General features: G+C 41.4%; 22 protein-coding genes and 2 riboswitches. Of the genes, 10 read left to right on the plus strand and 12 right to left on the minus strand.

Translation table 11 applies throughout. The annotated features are described in order from the left end of the window. Positions 1-168 precede the first annotated feature (168 nt). Positions 169-339, minus strand: coding sequence for a hypothetical protein (locus J7I96_RS21395; RefSeq protein ID WP_214924510.1), 171 nt, complete (start codon positions 337-339; stop codon positions 169-171). Between the two features lie 145 nt (positions 340-484). On the opposite strand from J7I96_RS21395, the gene J7I96_RS21400 reads away from it, so the two are divergent. Further along, a complete protein-coding gene (locus tag J7I96_RS21400; protein ID WP_214924512.1) occupies positions 485-1,414 on the plus strand; it encodes an SDR family oxidoreductase in 930 nt (309 codons plus the stop codon). Between the two features lie 115 nt (positions 1,415-1,529). Here the strand turns inward: J7I96_RS21400 and J7I96_RS21405 are convergent, their stop codons facing one another. From J7I96_RS21405 to J7I96_RS21430, 6 genes are all read right to left on the minus strand, one after another. Then, on the minus strand, positions 1,530-1,715 hold the full coding sequence (locus J7I96_RS21405; RefSeq protein WP_048682016.1) for a sporulation protein Cse60: 186 nt from the start codon (positions 1,713-1,715) through the stop codon (positions 1,530-1,532). 64 nt (positions 1,716-1,779) lie between these two features. Beyond that, positions 1,780-2,862: a tartrate dehydrogenase gene (locus J7I96_RS21410; RefSeq protein ID WP_214770839.1), complete on the minus strand. Its 1,083-nt coding sequence runs from the start codon at positions 2,860-2,862 to the stop codon at positions 1,780-1,782. A 268-nt stretch (positions 2,863-3,130) separates the two neighbouring features. Continuing rightward, positions 3,131-3,442, minus strand: a complete 312-nt coding sequence (locus J7I96_RS21415) for a rhodanese-like domain-containing protein (RefSeq protein WP_034309364.1) — start codon at positions 3,440-3,442, stop codon at positions 3,131-3,133. A gap of 157 nt (positions 3,443-3,599) precedes the next feature. Next, on the minus strand, positions 3,600-4,628 hold the full coding sequence (locus J7I96_RS21420; protein WP_063592488.1) for an NADH:flavin oxidoreductase/NADH oxidase: 1,029 nt from the start codon (positions 4,626-4,628) through the stop codon (positions 3,600-3,602). Positions 4,629-4,792: 164 nt separating this feature from the next. Next, positions 4,793-5,635: an aldo/keto reductase gene (locus J7I96_RS21425; protein WP_214924514.1), complete on the minus strand. Its 843-nt coding sequence runs from the start codon at positions 5,633-5,635 to the stop codon at positions 4,793-4,795. A gap of 179 nt (positions 5,636-5,814) precedes the next feature. Beyond that, the gene (locus J7I96_RS21430) at positions 5,815-7,020 is read right to left on the minus strand and encodes an MFS transporter (protein WP_214924521.1); all 1,206 of its coding nucleotides are present in this window, start codon (positions 7,018-7,020) and stop codon (positions 5,815-5,817) included. A gap of 187 nt (positions 7,021-7,207) precedes the next feature. On the opposite strand from J7I96_RS21430, the gene J7I96_RS21435 reads away from it, so the two are divergent. The 3 genes from J7I96_RS21435 (at position 7,208) to J7I96_RS21445 (ending at position 9,250) form a co-directional block, all read left to right on the plus strand. After that, complete coding sequence (locus J7I96_RS21435) at positions 7,208-7,579, plus strand: winged helix-turn-helix transcriptional regulator (RefSeq protein ID WP_106026053.1); 372 nt, start codon at positions 7,208-7,210, stop codon at positions 7,577-7,579. Positions 7,580-7,762: 183 nt separating this feature from the next. Beyond that, positions 7,763-8,068, plus strand: coding sequence for a hypothetical protein (locus tag J7I96_RS21440; RefSeq protein WP_214924523.1), 306 nt, complete (start codon positions 7,763-7,765; stop codon positions 8,066-8,068). Positions 8,069-8,098: 30 nt separating this feature from the next. After that, complete coding sequence (locus J7I96_RS21445; protein WP_311315236.1) at positions 8,099-9,250, plus strand: CAP domain-containing protein; 1,152 nt, start codon at positions 8,099-8,101, stop codon at positions 9,248-9,250. 55 nt (positions 9,251-9,305) lie between these two features. Here J7I96_RS21445 and J7I96_RS21450 read toward each other — a convergent pair whose 3' ends face one another. After that, positions 9,306-10,499 (minus strand): nucleoside transporter C-terminal domain-containing protein, encoded by a 1,194-nt coding sequence (locus J7I96_RS21450; RefSeq protein ID WP_214771328.1) that lies wholly within the window; start codon positions 10,497-10,499, stop codon positions 9,306-9,308. A 176-nt stretch (positions 10,500-10,675) separates the two neighbouring features. Continuing rightward, positions 10,676-10,776: riboswitch (purine riboswitch) on the minus strand. 213 nt (positions 10,777-10,989) lie between these two features. On the opposite strand from J7I96_RS21450, the gene J7I96_RS21455 reads away from it, so the two are divergent. Then, the gene (locus tag J7I96_RS21455) at positions 10,990-11,694 is read left to right on the plus strand and encodes a DUF421 domain-containing protein (RefSeq protein ID WP_214924533.1); all 705 of its coding nucleotides are present in this window, start codon (positions 10,990-10,992) and stop codon (positions 11,692-11,694) included. A gap of 98 nt (positions 11,695-11,792) precedes the next feature. Here J7I96_RS21455 and J7I96_RS21460 read toward each other — a convergent pair whose 3' ends face one another. Continuing rightward, positions 11,793-12,539, minus strand: coding sequence for an alpha/beta hydrolase (locus J7I96_RS21460; protein WP_214924542.1), 747 nt, complete (start codon positions 12,537-12,539; stop codon positions 11,793-11,795). Positions 12,540-12,849: 310 nt separating this feature from the next. On the opposite strand from J7I96_RS21460, the gene J7I96_RS21465 reads away from it, so the two are divergent. Next, complete coding sequence (locus J7I96_RS21465; RefSeq protein WP_214924550.1) at positions 12,850-13,170, plus strand: PadR family transcriptional regulator; 321 nt, start codon at positions 12,850-12,852, stop codon at positions 13,168-13,170. A 191-nt stretch (positions 13,171-13,361) separates the two neighbouring features. On the opposite strand, the gene J7I96_RS21470 is transcribed toward J7I96_RS21465, so the two are convergent. From J7I96_RS21470 to J7I96_RS21480, 3 genes are all read right to left on the minus strand, one after another. Then, the gene (locus J7I96_RS21470) at positions 13,362-13,841 is read right to left on the minus strand and encodes a hypothetical protein (RefSeq protein ID WP_214924553.1); all 480 of its coding nucleotides are present in this window, start codon (positions 13,839-13,841) and stop codon (positions 13,362-13,364) included. Between the two features lie 92 nt (positions 13,842-13,933). After that, positions 13,934-14,080: a hypothetical protein gene (locus J7I96_RS21475; RefSeq protein ID WP_153246159.1), complete on the minus strand. Its 147-nt coding sequence runs from the start codon at positions 14,078-14,080 to the stop codon at positions 13,934-13,936. A 21-nt stretch (positions 14,081-14,101) separates the two neighbouring features. Further along, positions 14,102-14,644 (minus strand): VUT family protein, encoded by a 543-nt coding sequence (locus J7I96_RS21480; protein ID WP_214770822.1) that lies wholly within the window; start codon positions 14,642-14,644, stop codon positions 14,102-14,104. A 50-nt stretch (positions 14,645-14,694) separates the two neighbouring features. Beyond that, a riboswitch (PreQ1 riboswitch) is annotated at positions 14,695-14,737 on the minus strand. Positions 14,738-14,975: 238 nt separating this feature from the next. Here J7I96_RS21480 and J7I96_RS21485 point away from each other — a divergent pair. The 4 genes from J7I96_RS21485 to J7I96_RS21500 all read left to right on the plus strand — a co-directional run bounded on the left by J7I96_RS21485 (position 14,976) and on the right by J7I96_RS21500 (position 17,075). Continuing rightward, positions 14,976-15,461, plus strand: a complete 486-nt coding sequence (locus J7I96_RS21485; RefSeq protein WP_214924556.1) for an SRPBCC family protein — start codon at positions 14,976-14,978, stop codon at positions 15,459-15,461. Between the two features lie 28 nt (positions 15,462-15,489). Next, the gene (locus J7I96_RS21490; RefSeq protein ID WP_214924560.1) at positions 15,490-15,930 is read left to right on the plus strand and encodes an SRPBCC family protein; all 441 of its coding nucleotides are present in this window, start codon (positions 15,490-15,492) and stop codon (positions 15,928-15,930) included. Between the two features lie 176 nt (positions 15,931-16,106). Continuing rightward, entirely contained in the window at positions 16,107-16,676 is a 570-nt protein-coding gene (locus tag J7I96_RS21495) for a TetR/AcrR family transcriptional regulator (RefSeq protein WP_214924563.1), read from the plus strand. Between the two features lie 51 nt (positions 16,677-16,727). Continuing rightward, on the plus strand, positions 16,728-17,075 hold the full coding sequence (locus tag J7I96_RS21500; protein ID WP_214924566.1) for a DUF4260 domain-containing protein: 348 nt from the start codon (positions 16,728-16,730) through the stop codon (positions 17,073-17,075). Positions 17,076-17,088: the final 13 nt, after the last annotated feature.

Here is a 17,088-nt window from a genome sequence, read left to right on the forward strand (position 1 = left end):
CGTGTTTGTAAAATTCATAGAAGAATATAATCGGTTTTCCCTACTGTCATGTTAAGATCTGGAATTTAGTTGAGTCGAATTGCGGCTGCTTTTAGCCCACTCGTAGAAAGACCAAGGCAGCCCAATCCTGCTCCGTACTTCATGCATTGTCCCTTTGGATGTTCACTCTTAAATCACGGGATAGTACGGCACATAGCGCGGGTTATAATAATATGGCGGTCTTGGTCCAATAAGCGGCAATTCAAAGGTATTTGGGTTGGAGTCATATAACAACTCCACCTTTTCATCCGATTGTTCGACCAATAACCACTTCACTTCTTCGCTAAAATAATATGGCATATAGAGGCCTCCAAAAACTTTATTCTCCCCTTCAGCATATTCGAGCCGCACGGCAACGAGCCCGTCCCGATACATGTTCTTCATGCACGGCATATGCCTGATCATCATAAAGTAATCCGACTAAATTCTTTATTAGGAGGACCCCATGGCAGAAGATAAGAAAAAGAAATCATCCGGTAAAAGCTATCCCGTGCACCCGAATTATGGGAAGATCACCCGTTATCAAGACGTACCCCTCACGGTTCCGGAGCAACGCCAATTTCGCCAACCCGGTGTGGAAAAATTAATGGTGCCCAGGCCCATCATCGAAAACCCCAATTATAGGGGCAGCAGGAAATTAACAGGTAAAGTCGCATTGATAACTGGCGGAGACAGTGGGATTGGCGCTGCGGCTGCCATCGCTTTTGCTAAAGAAGGGGCAGATGTTTCCATCGCTTATTTGGATGAACATGAGGATGCCAATCGGACTAAAACGAGAATTGAAGAGCTTGGGCAACGTTGCTTACTGCTGCCTGGGGACTTAAGGGATAAGCAGCAATGCATCGATATCGTGGAAGACACCATCGAAACATTCGGAAAGCTCGATATTCTTTGTAACCACGTGGGCATTCAATTTCAGCAATTAAGCTTGCTTGATATTACGGATGAGCAATTCGATGATACCTTTAAAGTGAATATCTATTCCCACTTCTATACGACGCGTGCTGCCCTTCCCCATTTAAAAGCTGGGGCCTCCATCATTAATACATCTTCTGTCGTGACGTTCAATGGAAATAAGCAATTAATTGATTATACGGCGACTAAAGGGGCCAACATTGGTTTTACCCGTGCATTGGCAAACAGTCTTGTCGATCAAGGCATCCGGGTGAACGCCATTGCGCCCGGAAGGTTTTGGACACCCCTCATCCCGGCAAGTTTCTCGGCAGACGAAGTGACACAAGTCGATAATCCGATGGAGCGTCAAGGCCATCCATTTGAACTGGCTCCCACCTTTGTCTATCTCGCCTCTGATGATTCCCGTTTTGTGACAGGACAAACACTTCATGTCAATGGCGGGGAAGCGACATCGTCCTAATTTCCACAACGAACATGCCCACTTCGGAGATGTCAAGACGGAAAAAAGACTACCTTTGATTGCCCGTCAGCAAGCAATAGGTAGTCCATTATTGATTATCGGGCCAGCCCGGCCTTTATTTTTTTTTATAGATGATCATCGCACTGAAACAGTAGATTTGTTCCTCTTCCTCTTCACCTGTAGTGGCGACATTGTATTTGATATCGACGATTTGATTATCACGAATGTCTTCCAGGAAAAAGTTCATTTCATCCTCTAGATCCTTTTCATGCTCATAATCAAATAATTTCACTTGTATCATCGGCTCTCCCCGCCCTTTTACTATAATGATAGTTATTGTGCAGGATGCCCTTTTCACTTGATTTTTATACTTGATTTGTTTGTAAAGCGGATAATATTTTAACCACTTCATCGCCTACTTCCTCTGTAGAAGCTGCCCCGCCCATATCAGGAGTCAGCACCTTTTTATCGACCATCGCCTGTTCAATCACGTCCAACACTTTCGCACCCCAAACCTCATGTCCAAAGAAATCGAGAATCTGACTGGCAGACCATATGGCCGCAAGTGGATTGGCGATGCCTTGATGTGCTATATCCGGGGCTGAACCATGAATCGGTTCGAACATCGAAGGATAAATCCGTTCCGGGTTTAAATTGGCACCGGCCGCCAGTCCCATCCCGCCTGCAATGGCAGCACCTAAATCCGTTATGATGTCACCGAACAAATTGGAGGTGACAACGATTTGAAACCGTTCGGGCTGTTTGACAAAATACATGCTTGCCGCATCGACCAGATAGGAATTCGTTTCTACCTCCGGATACTCCTGTCCAATTTCTTCAAAAACCTGATCCCAAAAAACCATCGAATAATTCAATGCGTTCGCCTTGCTTATGCTCGTTAACGTCCTTCCCGTCTTGCGCGCCAGTTCATAAGCATAACGGATGATCCTCTCGGTTCCCTTTCGTGAAAAGACCCCCGTCTGCAGGACGACTTCTTCCGGCTTTCCTTTAAAAAGCCAATCACCGGCACCGGAATATTCCCCTTCACTGTTTTCACGGATGACAACCATATCGATTTGGTCACGAGTCACGTCTTTTAATGGACAGGGTGCACCTTGAAGCAATTTAACGGGTCGAACATTCACATATTGGTCAAATCCCTTTCTGATCTTCAGCAGAAGTTCACGTAAGGAAATATGGTCCGGGACACCAGGATAACCGACAGCCCCCAGATATACGGCGTCAAACTTCATCAGTTGTTCCAGTCCATCGTCGGGCAGCATTCTGCCGTGCTCAAGGTAATATTCACACCCCCATGGAAAATAGGTGAACTGGAAAGAAAAATCACCGGCAATGGCCGCCACCTCTTTAAGGACCTTTACACCCTCATTAATCACCTCAGGGCCAATCCCGTCACCCGCAATGACCGCAATTTTATGAACATTCATTTTTCAACTCTCCTTTTTCTGTATCTTCTGACTTCGGCACCCTAATTTTAACATATAACGTTTGCATCCCCGTAAGTGAGGTTCATATAGAAAAAAGAGTCCTTTCATGATGAAAGGACTCTTTGTTTTCACGCCTTCAAATATGCACGTCTTTCCGCATATTCACGGCATTGTGAACAAACCATGATCTTTTTTCTTTCTTCATTCAAATAAGCCGTCACATTCTTGGATTTACGCTTACAAAAGTAACAGGCCTTTTTGAAGAACTTCACTTAACGATGACTTCGCCGTCCCATTCAAGCATTCCGCCAACCATGTTTGCCACTTTATATCCTTGTTCCTGAAGATAATGGCATACATTTTCACTGCGGCGTCCTGAACGGCAGATAAAGATATATTCTTTTTCTTTATCAAAATAGTCAAGGTTCGCCGGGATATCATTCATGCGAATATGTTTCGCGCCTTCGATCATTCCCTCTTGCACTTCTTCGTCTTCACGAACATCGACAAGTTCCATCGCTTCTCCTGCCTCAAGCTTAGCTTCCACTTCTTCCGTTGTAATGATTTTGATTTCTTCCATAATTAGCACCTCGAATTATCGTTTGATTTATCTTTTTCATTATAGCAAAATTTCCAGTCAAACATCACGTAATGGATTCGCGTTTGCAAATCCCCTCATGCACTGAATGAAAAAACGCCGGCGAATATAATATTCGCCGGCGTTTTAAAAATCCGTATCAATGCTTGAATCCCAGTTGATATTGTTTAGGGATCTCCGTTTTTATATTCAAAGCTTTAGATGCTTCAAGTGCCCAATAAGGGTTTCGCAGCATTCCTCTGCCGACAGCGACCAAATCAGCTTCTTCATTGCCAATGATTGAATTTGCTAGAATCGGATCATCTAAACGGCCTACAGCAATCACCGGAATATCCAAAGCTTTTTTGATTTCCCTGGCCAACGGAGTTTGATAGCTGGCATGGGTACCAGGTCTTCCGCCTGCCCCAATCGGGCCTTCTCCTCCAGAGCTTACATGGAACATATCGACGCCTGCTTCTTTAAAGACTTGTGAAAATGCAATGCTTTCTTCAATGCCATATCCGCCTTCAACGTATTCTTTTGCAGAAATGCGCATGATTAAAGGCATGTCGGCAGGCATTTCGCTTTTCACTGCTTTAATGACTTCCACCCCGAATTTAGTCAGGTCTCTTCCATATTCGTCATCACGTTTATTCGTAAGCGGTGATGTGAATTGGTGGATTAAATACCCGTGTGCACCATGTAATTCGATTACGTCAAATCCTGCTTGAACTGCCCTTCTGGCCGATGCCCGGAATTTATCGACCATTTCCTTCACTTCTTCCGTTTCTAAAGCTCTTGGTGTTTTGTACGTTTCATCAAACGCAATGGCTGAAGGTGCCACCGGCGGTTCCGCATCCTCCGCTTTACGGCCTGCATGGGCAATTTGTATCCCGATTTTTGCACCGTATTGATGAACTTCCTTAACGATGTTGGAGAAAGCCCCAATTTGATCGTCGGACCATAATCCAAGATCGCGATTAGAAATGCGCCCATCAGGCTCCACATCGGTCATTTCCACTATAATTAACCCCGTGCCGCCAACTGCCCTGCTTACATAATGCTGCTGGTGCCAGTTCGTTGGTATACCATCTTCCGCTTCGACGGAGTATTGGCACATCGGCGGCATGACGATCCTATTTTTAAGTTCAAGTTCTTTTATGCGATAAGGTGAAAATAAATCATTCATCATTCTTCATCTCCTTTTTTATATAATGCATGCACATGCATTTATATCATCCCAGTATTACTGTGTCAACTAATCGGATTCCCGAAGCTGTCAGTGTAAATTCCGATGCGAAATCCATAAAAAAAGAGAAAGACGGATATCCCGTCCCTCTCCTTCATACTTAATTAAAAGTCGAAATTATCAGGATCTGGACCAACACGGTGATTCTGATTCAATCCATCAATTTCGTTCATTTCCTCTGCCGTCAATTCGAAATCGAATACAGTTGAGTTTTCGACAATACGATGTTCTTTAGTTGATTTTGGAATCGTTACAATCCCATTTTGTAAATCCCAGCGTAAAATGACTTGTGCAACTGATTTGCCATGCTTGGTTGCAATAGCTTGTAATACGTCATTATCAAGAAGTTCACCTTGCATCAAAGGAGACCATGCTTCAAGTTGTATTCCTTGTTCCTTGCAGAATGCCTGAACTTCTTTTTGAGTTAAACGCGGATGGCATTCCACTTGATTGACCATCGGCTTCACTTCTGCATCTTCCATCAAATCTTTTAGGTGGTGAATCTGGAAATTGCTCACACCGATCGCCTTTACTTTTCCTTCTTTATATAGAGTTTCCAACGCTCTCCAAGCTTCTTTATATTTTCCTTCCACTGGCCAATGGATAAGATATAAATCCAGGTACTCCAAGCCAAGTTTCTGTAAGCTTTTTTCGTAAGCTGCAATTGTCGATTCATAGCCTAAATCGGCATTCCAGACTTTTGATGTTACGAATAAGTCTTCCCTTGAGATTCCAGCTTCTTTCAATCCCTCACGGATCCCTTGTCCAACCCCTTCTTCATTTTCATAAATGGCAGCCGTATCGATGCTGCGATAACCATGTTTAATGGCCACTTTAACTGCATTTACCAGCTCCGGTCCTTCTTCCACCTTAAATACGCCCAATCCGAACCATGGCATTTCAACGCCGTTATGCAATGTTGTTGTATCTTGTAAGTTTTTCACCATAATACTCTACCTCCAAATGATTGTTTTTATAGATTGTAATGCGCTATTAGTATCAGTATCAGTATCATTACATCCCTTCAGGGAACCTTCCATCATTCACTGAAGGGATGCAATGATACTTTTCATTGATACCCTATACGCATTGCATGCTTTTTCTAAGATGCATCACTTTTTTAATCCTATGCTATTTTGTCCGTTCCCTTGGTACGGTCCCTACTTTCCAGGGCCCGGCTCCATCCTGTTAAAATCACTGCTGCAAACACCATGACTCCACCTATCCACGCTGTATGGATCAATCCGATCGAATCCGTTATCACCCCTCCTAAGTAGGCACCAATGGCGATACCCGCATTGAAGGCGGCAATATTGATGGCTGACGCCACGTCCACTGCACTCGGCACGAAACGCTCCGCTAACATGACGACATACACTTGAAGCCCCGGAACATTCATGAATGCAAACAATCCCATTAAAATGATCGTAATTAAACCAGCTACCTTGAACGGTGCCGTGAAAGTCAACACCACAAGTACAATGGCCTGAATAAGAAACATATAGAATAGGGCATTAATAGGATTGCGATTGGCGAATTTCCCGCCAAGGGTATTTCCTATCGCTATGGCTACTCCATATATTAACAAAATCAAGGCCACAGTTCCTTCTTTAAACCCTGTCACTTCCTGAAGTAATGGCGACAGGTACGTGAAAACAACGAATGTACCGCCATACCCTAACGCTGTAATGATGAATACCAGCAGTAATCGCCCATTCGTCACCAATTTGATTTGGTCACGGAAAGTGGTCCGTGCCGCTTTTCTTAAATCTGATGGGACTAGGATGCCGTTTCCGATGAAAGCGATCAAGCCGATTGCCACAATGATGATGAAAGCGAATCTCCAGCCGAATTGCTGACCGATGAATGTTCCAAAAGGAACTCCGGTCACCGTTGCCACTGTCAGACCTGTAAACATGATGGCGATGGCACTCGCCCTGCGGTTTTCAGGGACCAAATCAGCGGCAATCGTAGCGCCGATTGACATGAAGATACCATGTGCAAGCGCTGAAATGACACGCGCGATCAATAATACACCGACTGTGGTCGCAGAAGCCGCTAATGCATTTCCGATAATGAACACGACCATTATCCAAAGCAATAAAGTCTTACGAGACATATTCGATGTCAGTGATGTCAGGATAGGTGCCCCGAACATGACCCCCAAGGCGTATAAGGACACCGTCAGTCCCGCCGTCGTCACTGTAATGTGTAAATCCCTAGAAATGAGTGGTAATAATCCCACGCTGATGAACTCAGTTGTTCCAATTGCAAAGGCACTGATCGCTAAAGCCAGCAATGCCCATGTACTTCTATTTTTATTTGAAATCATATCCTCTTCTCCTTCTTGTCATTTTGTACTATCATTGAAATTGCCTGAGCAACTTTTTTTATAGTGGTACAGTGGAATTCGGTGTACAAATGTTATTATGAGATATAATACACATAAAAAACAGTACGTACTTTAAAGTGATATAGGCACCTTTTAGTACCTATAAAAAAAGGAGAGTATGCAAATCATGCAAAAAAAGAAATACAATATATCCGTAGAAGCGACACTTGAAGTAATGGGCGGAAAATGGAAATGCGTGATCCTCTGCCATCTGACCCACGGGAAAAAGCGGACTAGTGAATTGAAGCGCCTTATGCCGAACATCACCCAAAAAATGTTGACCCAACAGTTGAGGGAGTTGGAAAAGGACGAAGTCATCAACCGGATCGTTTACAACCAAGTCCCCCCAAAAGTGGAATATGAACTTAGTGAGTATGGAAAAAGCCTGGAAAGTATCCTATCCGCACTATGTACATGGGGGGAAAACCACATAACAAGGGTGTATGGTGATAAGTTTTCCGTTCTCGAGGAAAGTGTCTTGAATGATCAATTAAAGTAATCCCCAATGAAAAAGATTAGCCCAATGGCTAATCTTTTTTGTTTATAAAGATCAATACTGAAAATTTCACCTTCGTAAGGTGTTTTATTCCCCTCTTTATTTTTGGTATAATATGTATGCCAAATCATTTAAATTTTTTATTTTGTAATCGACAAAGTATAATGGTCTAACCAAGGAGTGAATATGAAAGTTTTATTAGAATTGATACGCATCATATTAATATTCGGGATAGCCGGAACAATCGTTTCGGCCATTGTAAACGGCATATATATAAACATAGGAGTGACTCAATATGGATGGCTAAGCTCGATTGCGATACTGCTTTTATTATTCGTCTGGTATAGAAATAAACTTCAGTTCAGTGGCTGGTATTCGGGGAAAGGGAAGGAAAAGCTTCCAAAAATGGTCTCGCAAATACTCATTATGTGTTCACTATTTTTGTTAGGTGCCCCACCTGTTTTAAGTGTGCTGCAGATGATCTTTCATTAATCGGGATTCTATATCCTGGATAGAGCAGGAGTGAACGATTTGGGTAAATTGTTTAATATTGTGGTCCTCATACTCCTACTCTCTGGATTATGGTATGGATATGGTAAAGATATTCAGGAGTCTGGATTCAAAGCGGGGGTTAGTGCCTTTACATCAGATGTTCGTTCATTTATAAACGGGCCCGAGGTTACGACAGCCTTGGAAAAACTGAGTACTGGAGTCAGCAGCCTGATTGGCTCGCTGACGGAAACATTGGATACCGCTTCTGAAAAAGAATCTCAGGAAACGGAAAAAGTGAAAAAACCGGCACTGGAAGCACCTGCTGATGCATCCTTTTCAGTCCGTAATATCGAAATCGGCGACACGAAGGATGATGTAGAAAAAATGGCTGGTGAAGCTAAGCGGAATACGCGGAATGAATATGGCGTGGACTGGTTTGCCTACCACGAAAATTATCAAAACTTCTTCATGGTTGCCTACGATAACAACAATAAAGTTGTTGGTTTATATACGAACCAAGATTTGATTTCCTCAAAGGAAGGCATTAAACGAGGTACACCCAAAGAAACCGTGACGGCGAAAATGGCGGAGCCTGTAACAAAACTGCTTAAAGGAAACGTCTATTACCAGATTCGAAGTGATGGCGGCGAATACGATATGTTCGAAATGGATAATAGCTATGTGACCATTTTTTATGACAAACATGAGAAAAATACAGTCACGGCAATCCAAATCATCGACGCAAAACTCGAAAAGCAAAAGAGCGCCTATTTTGCAAAAGCCGGCCCCGGATTAAAGAAGGGCTTTGAATATCAATTATTCGATTTGACCAATGCATCACGGGTCAATCATGATCTCTCCGTGCTAACATGGGATAAACGAGTGAAGGTCACTGCCCAGGATCATAGTGCGGATATGGCCGTGAATCAATACTTCAACCATACAAACCTTGAAGGGGAGTCCCCTTTTGACCGGATGGAAGATGACAAAATCAATTTCCGAATGGCGGGGGAAAACCTGGCTGCCGGTCAAAATAGCAGTATCTTTGCCCATGAAGGCCTAATGAATTCCATTGGACACAGGGAAAACAAATTACAGAAAGATTTTGAATCCCTCGGTGTCGGAGTTGCCTTCGATAAAGAAAATAAACCATATTATACAGAGAACTATTTGGCGAAATAAGAAAAAGCTGTGCATGGAAAATCCTGCACAGCTTTTTTCAGATGCCCGTTTTAAATCACCAAACGAATAATCCAACGACCATGGCACTTAACAGGGAAACAGCCATCCCGCTAACCAACAGCTTCCAAACATTCCTTCCGATAATGTTCGATTTCTCATCATTGAGGATGGAATTGAATGTTCCGTAGATCATGCCCACTGTACTGAAGTTGGCAAATGACGTCAAATAAGTGACAGCCACGGCTACTGTATGCGGAGGCAGTGTACTGACTTTATCCTTTAAATCGAGCAAGGCAACGAACTCATTCGTGGCAAGCTTGATTCCCATCAATTGAGCGACATACATGGCATCATGTCCAGTTAATCCAAGCAGGAATGCAAATGGACTAAAAATGACAGAGAAAATCTTTTGGATGGTCAATCCATCCACGAAGAAGCCGAAAATGCCGTTTACGCTGGCCGTCAACGCCACATAGCCGATAACCATTGCCATGATGACGAAGACCATTTTGGCCCCAACCAACATACTGTTGGAAATGGTGGAAAAGAAATCTTTACGTTCCTCTTTAGAAGGTACATAAACGACGTCTTCTTCTTTACTGACATCGACGGGATTCAGCATATTAGCTATCAGCAAGGCATTTAAGCAGTTCAAAGGTATCGCTACAAAAACATAGGTTGCCGGCACCATGGACAGGTAGGCTCCAATGATTGAACCGCTGATGCTGCTCATGCTCATGATTCCAAATGTCAATAGACGCTGATCCTTAATCGCACTGAGTTGAACGCGGAGTACGGCAAGTGCCTCGGTATTTCCGAGGAACATCATTTGAATCGAAAAGAAACTCTCAAGTTTCGGCAAACCGGATACTTTTGAAATGAGCCATCCCACTTTATCAATGATCCACGTAAGTATACCGAAATACGATAAAACATCAAAAAACGTGATAATGAAGATAATCGGCATCAATGCGCTGAAAAAGAAATCCACTTGTTCATTTGCCATAAGCGAAGGAAAGACAAAAGAAATCCCTTCATTTGCACATTCAATCAACCAGGTGAAGAATGAAGCGATCAGATTGATGACCCACGCCCCTATTTTTGTCGATAACATGAACCATGTGATAAGCAATTCAAGAACCAGCAAGGTAAGAATGGCTTTCCACTTAACGTTCCTTTTATTAGGTGAACAAAGGTAAACGATGCCCATTACAACTAAAACACCTAGTATATTCAATAAGAAATACATGCTTTCATCCCCTTTAGCTATATCATTTCCCATTCGTTTTTTTTATATAAAAAGCCCTCACCTTTTTACACCTTCAGCCGCAGCAAGAAAGTGTGAAAAAGTAAGAGCTTTCATCGAAGCATGTTTTTTAGGATCAAGCTTTTTTCAAGCGAACCAACATTAACCTGTTCATCTCTTCTATTTTCATACTTCCTTGTAGTCCGGCATTACGGCTGCCAGGTAGAAACTATCAGACCATTGTCACTGATATTATACAAGGATATTTTTTAAATAAATTTCTCAGGAAAGATATCATTTTAAATCAGTTTATTTTTAATTACAATACGTTTTAAAGTTGTTATATTAATATAAATTTTTCGAAAACAGTCTATAAAGTCTCCAAAGGGCCAATGTTGGGTAATACTTATGAAGGAGCTGGCTAAAACTATAAACTGCTCCTCTAAAGAGGCTCATTACATCTCCTTTATTGGAAATTGGGACGTGAATTTTTGTGGATTTTTTTAATAGCCAGGAAACTCTTACTGCAATCCAGTGGATCTTAAGAGCCATTATTTCCTACTTCTTTTTGCTTCTATCGGTTAAATTGATGGGGCAACGGTCCATTTCGCAATTAAGATTACTTGATTTCATAATGGCTTTAATTATCGGAAACATTCTTGCCCACCCTTTATCTGATGAACAATTAGGTTTGAAGGGCTCCATGATAACAACCAGTGTATTGGTCATTTTATACATAATTAGTGTGTTTGCAGGCCTTAAGTGGGGAAAACTCCGGAGGTTTTTTGACTCAGACCCCTTTCCGCTTATCGAAAATGGACAAATCATTTACAAAAGCTTAACAAGGGCCAGAATCTCCATCGATGTTTTATTATCTGAATTAAGAAAGGAAAAAGTCGAAGATATTCAAAAAGTATCCCTCGCGCTATGGGAACCGGACGGTACCATTTCATTGTTTTTAGATCCCCAATATGAAGCAGTAACCCCAGCAGATATGCACCTGGAAACAAATGCCTTCACTTTTCCTAAAACGATTATTAAAGAGGGAAAGATTGATTCTAAAGAATTGAACCGGGGCGGTAAAGACGAAGCATGGCTGAAAAACAGAATCAAAATAACATATAATGCCGACGTGAACGATATTTTATTGGCAACTCTTGATAATAACGATACCTTAAAGGTCTTTTTCTACAAATAGATTTGCAGCCAAAATAAAATCCCCTCAAGTATAGTGTAAAGCCTATTTACACTGTAGGCTTTTACACGTTCAACTTAAAGGGGATCAAATATCGCTTATTACTCCGACCAATTCAGTGTATTCAAGAACTTATACACATCTTCATACACCTGTTCACGTTCCTTGCCCAATGTGATAATATGGCCAGATTTTTCATACCATATCAAGTGTTTATGCTGCGTATCGACTTCATTGAAAATCGCTGTAGCACTCTCCGTATAGTCGGGATCATCCAAACGTCCTTGCAGAACAAGAGTTGGTGATGTGATTAAATCTAAATTTTCACCTGTCTCATTTATTATGTTCAACACATCTTTTAGTTGTGGCATAGGCTCTTCTTCAAGAAGCTTCACTTCTGCAGCAATTTGGTCTGCTTCTTTGCCCTCAAACTTCTTATAAGCCTGTGCATAATTGAGCAAGCGGTTCTTTTGTCGATCGATACTTTTTCCTTGCGTCGGAGCGCACATTGAAACTACCCCTTTTACAGGCAATTCAATTCCCACTTTTAATGAGAACACTCCCCCTAAAGAAATTCCTACAACTGCAATTTCCTCATAGCCTTCTTCTTTCAGGAAATTATAGCCATTAACTACATCTTGCCACCATTCCTTTGGACCTGTTTTAGCAAGTTCCTCGGCTGATACCCCGTGCCCACTATAAAGAGGTCCGTGGCAAGTATAGTCGAGATCATTCAAGTACTTCCCTAATTTCTTCATATCTCCTGTACTTCCGGTAAACCCGTGAAGCAGAAGAACTGCTCTCTTTCCACCTATATATGTGAATGACTCAGGTGCTTTCACTTTCATCTATCTAGGACCTTCTTTCTATGCTCTTGTTGATAAATAGAATCTAAATGATTTTCGAAAAAAAATCAATTAATATCCCTTGAGTAGGGATTCTTCTATCCTATTCCGTATTTTCATCAAAACAATTAAATCATGTATATAGTATCCTTACCACACTCTTCACAACTCATCCGTTCCGAAGCACATTTTACTATGATTAAATTTATTTAGCAATCGTCATTTAACCATTTTTTTTAAGAAAAGTAAAATGCACCTTGTGATACGATGTACAACGTATTACACTTTAAAAATGAAAAGGAGGAGATTTTATATGGATAAAGAATTAATGAAGGGAAGCATTGACCTCCTATTGCTTTCACTTCTTTCACAAAAACAGCTATACGGCTATGAAATCACGAAGATCCTGAAGCAAATGAGCATGGGCAACTATGAAATAAGTGAAGGCACCCTCTACCCCGCCCTTAAACGATTAGAAAAAAAAGAATTCATCAAAGGACATTGGAAAGAGTCCGAATCAGGCCGCAGGAAATATTATCATGTAACTGAAAATGGACAAACCGAACTTGAGCGAAAACGTGAATGCTTTTTCTTCCTGGAAAAATTAGTTCGAAAAAGCTCAGAGCAATTCTAAACCAAATAAAAAGCTTTTTTTGCTGTTTTTCTCTGTGAGTTCGGACAGTTTACTCGTGAGTTTCGCACTTTTACTCGTGAATTCGTACTGCACACTTAGTTTCGCACTGTTTACTCGTGAATTTTGCACGTTTACTCGTGAGTTCGGACTGAACACTTAGTTTTGCACGCTTACTCATGAATTTTGCACGTTTACTCGTGAGTTTGCGCTGTTTTACTCGTGAATTTCGCACTTTTACTCGTGAGTTTGCGCTGTTTACTCGTGAATTTTGCACTTTTACTCGTGAGTTTGGACAGTTTACTCGTGAATTTCGCACTTTTACTCGTGAGTTCGGACTGAACACTTAGTTTTGCACGCTTACTCGTGAATTTTGCACGTTTACTCGTGAGTTTGCGCTGTTTACTCGTGAATTTCGCACTTTTACTCGTGAGTTCGGACTGAACACTTAGTTTTGCACGCTTACTCATGAATTTTGCACGTTTACTCGTGAGTTTGCGCTGTTTACTCGTGAATTTTGCACTTTTACTCGTGAGTTTGGACAGTTTACTCGTGAATTTCGCACTTTTACTCGTGAGTTCGGACTGAACACTTAGTTTTGCACGTTTACTCGTGAGTTTGGACTGTTTACTCGTGAATTTTGCACGTTTACTCGTGAATTCGTAACTGAACACTTAGTTTTGCACGCCTACTCGTGAATTCGTACTTAACACTAGTTTGCGCTGTTTACTCGTGAGTCAAGTCAATCACGCAAAAAAGGACCAAATCAGGTCCTTTTTTTGTCTATTCCTTTATGCTTGCGATAATTGGCGCAGGAGAGCTTCATGCATTCCCCTTGTACATGCGGTCCATATTTTTCACGAAAGGCCTCGAGGCAATAGCATTTTTCTTCTTCCTTTTTGGTTCCATCCATCGAGTGCATCCCTCCTAGCATTTAACTGGAGACTACACGTTTCTCCAGTTTTACGTTGATTCGTCCCAACAATACGGCACCAATGGACTGAATGATCGTTTTAACGATGATTTGGCCGATGACCGCAGCGGGTACTGCTTCCCATGGCAATATATTGGCACCCAGAGGACTTAGGCCAATCACGACAAATATCACTGAATCGAAGAATCCTCCAACGATCCCGCTGTAAAACACCCTCCAACTCATCGGGAGCTTTAAACGGGTATAAATTTCCGTATCCGCTGTTTCTGCGACCATGAAGGATAATGCGGAAGCAAAAACAATCAGTAACGTATCTCCTAATAAAAATGATACACATGCAGATAAAATAAGTGCAGTGACGATGCATATATAGGTCTTCGCTCGGCCAAATTTATTCTGGACCAGATCTCGGAAGATGAATGTTCCCCCGATGAGCAATGTCCCCATCGGGATGATGAACATGCCAAAATGTAATGGCTCAAAAGCTGCTGTAACCACATTCGCCGTGATGATGGATACTAAATACAATAAAATTCTTAACATTTCTTAATTCTCCTTATACAGAAAAAACAGCACCCTAAGAAAGAGCCCTGTTCTCCTTAGTTTTTTTGAGAGGGTAGCTAGAACCTCTTCCGCCAGGGCGGATTATCATTTTCCTTATTCATCGTAGCTTGAAAGCGGTTGGAAATCAAGAAGTTTCCATATCGTCGATTTTAGTATGTTTTCGCGTATCCCGATTGATTTAGCCATTTAATTCAATGGCCCTGTTTCCCCTTTTGCCGATTTCTGTCGCTTAAAACTGCTTGACCGGCTGTATATGAAAGCCGAAAATCAAAGATAGAGTCATGTACCTTATTTGGCGAGGAGAAAAAGAATGATGAAAAAAACTATGTTTGTCTATCCTATTTATATCGCAACTACACCAGAGGAGCTTTGGGAAGCCTTGACGAGTGGTGAAGTCACGAAGGAATACCACTTCGGATTACAAGTACAGTCTGACTGGCAAGAAGGGTCAGCCGTTAAATATTTGCTGGATGATGGGCGGATTACTGATCATGGGCATGTACTTAAATGCGAGCCATTGCACCTGCTCTCATTTACATGGATCATGGCAGGAGACGAAACACCTCGCGAGCAGCCAACACGGGTCACTTTTGAATTACAGAAAATGGACGATTCGACTGTGAAGTTAATTCTTAGGCATGAGGAGCTATTGGAGACAGACTTCGTATATGATGACAATACCTTTAAAGGCTTGAATAATGGATGGCCAGCCATTCTAAGTAACCTGAAGAGCTTGCTTGAAACTGGACGGACCCTGCCGCCCATATCAGTAGACTGGGATAGTGGAAAACAATAAAAACAAATCGAAAGAGGGTCGAGTTAGTATGGATACCCAAATAACCACGAAATTCAAGATAATCAAGCCAACGAATGAAGTGTTTGAAGCCATTGTGAATCCTGACAAAATCGGGAATTTCTGGTTCTCAACGAGTTCGGAAAGATGGGAAAAAGGCAGGACACTTACATTGAGATACAACGAATACGATGCTGAAGTGGTCATTCATGTATTGGAAGTAGAAGTAAATAGGAAAATCGTGTTTGCATGGGGCGGAAATGATCAAGAAACGATTGTCACCATTATACTAAAAGAGTTGGATAAAACGAGTACGATCATTGAAGTGAACGAATCTGGATTGAGTGAAGACGACCCTGACATAATAAAAAAAATGATCGGACAAAAAGAAGGTTGGGTATATACATTAACCTGTTTAAAGGGTTATTTAGAAAATGGCGTTACTACTTTGAGAGCATCATTAGTTTTTTAATATATTGCATAAACCCTCAATAAACTGGGGGTTTATCCTTTGTAACACTGGCGAAACAAATGGCAATATCCCACTTAAAATACAGTAATTTATAATTCGACCTAATAATTGACATTTGAAAATCAGTGAGCTATCATTCTAATTAACCAGTGGTCAATTAATAAGGAGGTGACAAGATGTCGCCAAGAAAATCGGCAGGTCAAGAATTGTCCAGGGACATGGTGTTGAATGAAGCTAGAAACCTTTTTGCAGCGTTAGGGTATTCGAATGTCTCGATGAGGCAATTGGCTAAATCATTGGATTGCAGCCATGGAGCCATTTATTATCATTTTAAAAACAAGGCGGAAATATTTTATAGTTTGGTGAAAACGGATTTTTCCGTTTTAAATTCTTTTATCGATGATATCATCCTGTCGGAAAATGACCCTTCCGTAAAAATGGAGAAGATTTTATTGTGCTTCTTGGAGTTTGGTTTAACCCAACAGAATCATTATTCCATCATGTTTTTATCGAAGGAAAAAGAAATTCAGCAGTTACTTCAATTCGATTCTAATAAAACATACGAAAAGCTAATCCAGTCCTTGACGGATCTAACGGACAACAAACTGAATCCTGCATCCATTTGGTCGATTTTTCTTTCTCTTCACGGATTCATAACTTTTTATATTAATTCTGAGCTATCTTATCAAGATGTAAAAGGTTTAGCCTATTTTCATGTAAAAAATATCACCAAGAACATCATATGATTTTTTTGAACATTATTGACCGATGGTCAATTAAAATTTGGAGGTTATGAAATGGTGAAGAAATTCCTTCATATTGAAGGACTTACGGTCCTTTTAGCGGTGATTTACATCTATTCGTTATATGAATTCAGCTGGTGGATTTTCCTTTTGTTGATTTTGTCCCCTGATGTTTCCATGCTGGCCTATCTGATCAATGATCGGATTGGAGCAAAGGTTTATAACGCATTCCATACTTATATCGTGTCCATCTTCATGATTTCGTTAGCCATATTCCTAAAGGAGGATGCATGGGTGATGATTGGTTTAATTTGGACCGCGCATATAGGAATGGATCGCTTATTTGGATATGGCCTTAAATACACATCATCCTTCAAAGATACACACATGCAAAGGTTGTAATAAGCTTAAAAGG

The sequence above is a fragment of the Bacillus sp. ISL-78 genome, from assembly GCF_018613455.1.
GTDB lineage: Bacteria > Bacillota > Bacilli > Bacillales > DSM-1321 > Peribacillus > Peribacillus frigoritolerans.

Bases quoted from the DNA above. Each gene is read 5' to 3' on its own strand.
- J7I96_RS21430 (WP_214924521.1), bottom strand. From the start codon at position 7,020: ATGATTTCAAATAAAAATAGAAGTACATGGGCATTGCTGGCTTTAGCG.
- J7I96_RS21495 (WP_214924563.1), top strand. From the start codon at position 16,107: ATGTCGCCAAGAAAATCGGCAGGTCAAGAATTGTCCAGGGACATGGTG.
- J7I96_RS21410 (WP_214770839.1), bottom strand. From the start codon at position 2,862: ATGAATGTTCATAAAATTGCGGTCATTGCGGGTGACGGGATTGGCCCT.
- J7I96_RS21425 (WP_214924514.1), bottom strand. From the start codon at position 5,635: ATGGTGAAAAACTTACAAGATACAACAACATTGCATAACGGCGTTGAA.
- J7I96_RS21415 (WP_034309364.1), bottom strand. From the start codon at position 3,442: ATGGAAGAAATCAAAATCATTACAACGGAAGAAGTGGAAGCTAAGCTT.
- J7I96_RS21475 (WP_153246159.1), bottom strand. From the start codon at position 14,080: ATGGATGGAACCAAAAAGGAAGAAGAAAAATGCTATTGCCTCGAGGCC.
- J7I96_RS21405 (WP_048682016.1), bottom strand. From the start codon at position 1,715: ATGATACAAGTGAAATTATTTGATTATGAGCATGAAAAGGATCTAGAG.
- J7I96_RS21440 (WP_214924523.1), top strand. From the start codon at position 7,763: ATGAAAGTTTTATTAGAATTGATACGCATCATATTAATATTCGGGATA.
- J7I96_RS21500 (WP_214924566.1), top strand. From the start codon at position 16,728: ATGGTGAAGAAATTCCTTCATATTGAAGGACTTACGGTCCTTTTAGCG.
- J7I96_RS21450 (WP_214771328.1), bottom strand. From the start codon at position 10,499: ATGTATTTCTTATTGAATATACTAGGTGTTTTAGTTGTAATGGGCATC.
- J7I96_RS21490 (WP_214924560.1), top strand. From the start codon at position 15,490: ATGGATACCCAAATAACCACGAAATTCAAGATAATCAAGCCAACGAAT.
- J7I96_RS21395 (WP_214924510.1), bottom strand. From the start codon at position 339: ATGCCATATTATTTTAGCGAAGAAGTGAAGTGGTTATTGGTCGAACAA.
- J7I96_RS21400 (WP_214924512.1), top strand. From the start codon at position 485: ATGGCAGAAGATAAGAAAAAGAAATCATCCGGTAAAAGCTATCCCGTG.
- J7I96_RS21485 (WP_214924556.1), top strand. From the start codon at position 14,976: ATGATGAAAAAAACTATGTTTGTCTATCCTATTTATATCGCAACTACA.
- J7I96_RS21460 (WP_214924542.1), bottom strand. From the start codon at position 12,539: ATGAAAGTGAAAGCACCTGAGTCATTCACATATATAGGTGGAAAGAGA.
- J7I96_RS21480 (WP_214770822.1), bottom strand. From the start codon at position 14,644: ATGTTAAGAATTTTATTGTATTTAGTATCCATCATCACGGCGAATGTG.
- J7I96_RS21420 (WP_063592488.1), bottom strand. From the start codon at position 4,628: ATGAATGATTTATTTTCACCTTATCGCATAAAAGAACTTGAACTTAAA.
- J7I96_RS21465 (WP_214924550.1), top strand. From the start codon at position 12,850: ATGGATAAAGAATTAATGAAGGGAAGCATTGACCTCCTATTGCTTTCA.
- J7I96_RS21435 (WP_106026053.1), top strand. From the start codon at position 7,208: ATGCAAAAAAAGAAATACAATATATCCGTAGAAGCGACACTTGAAGTA.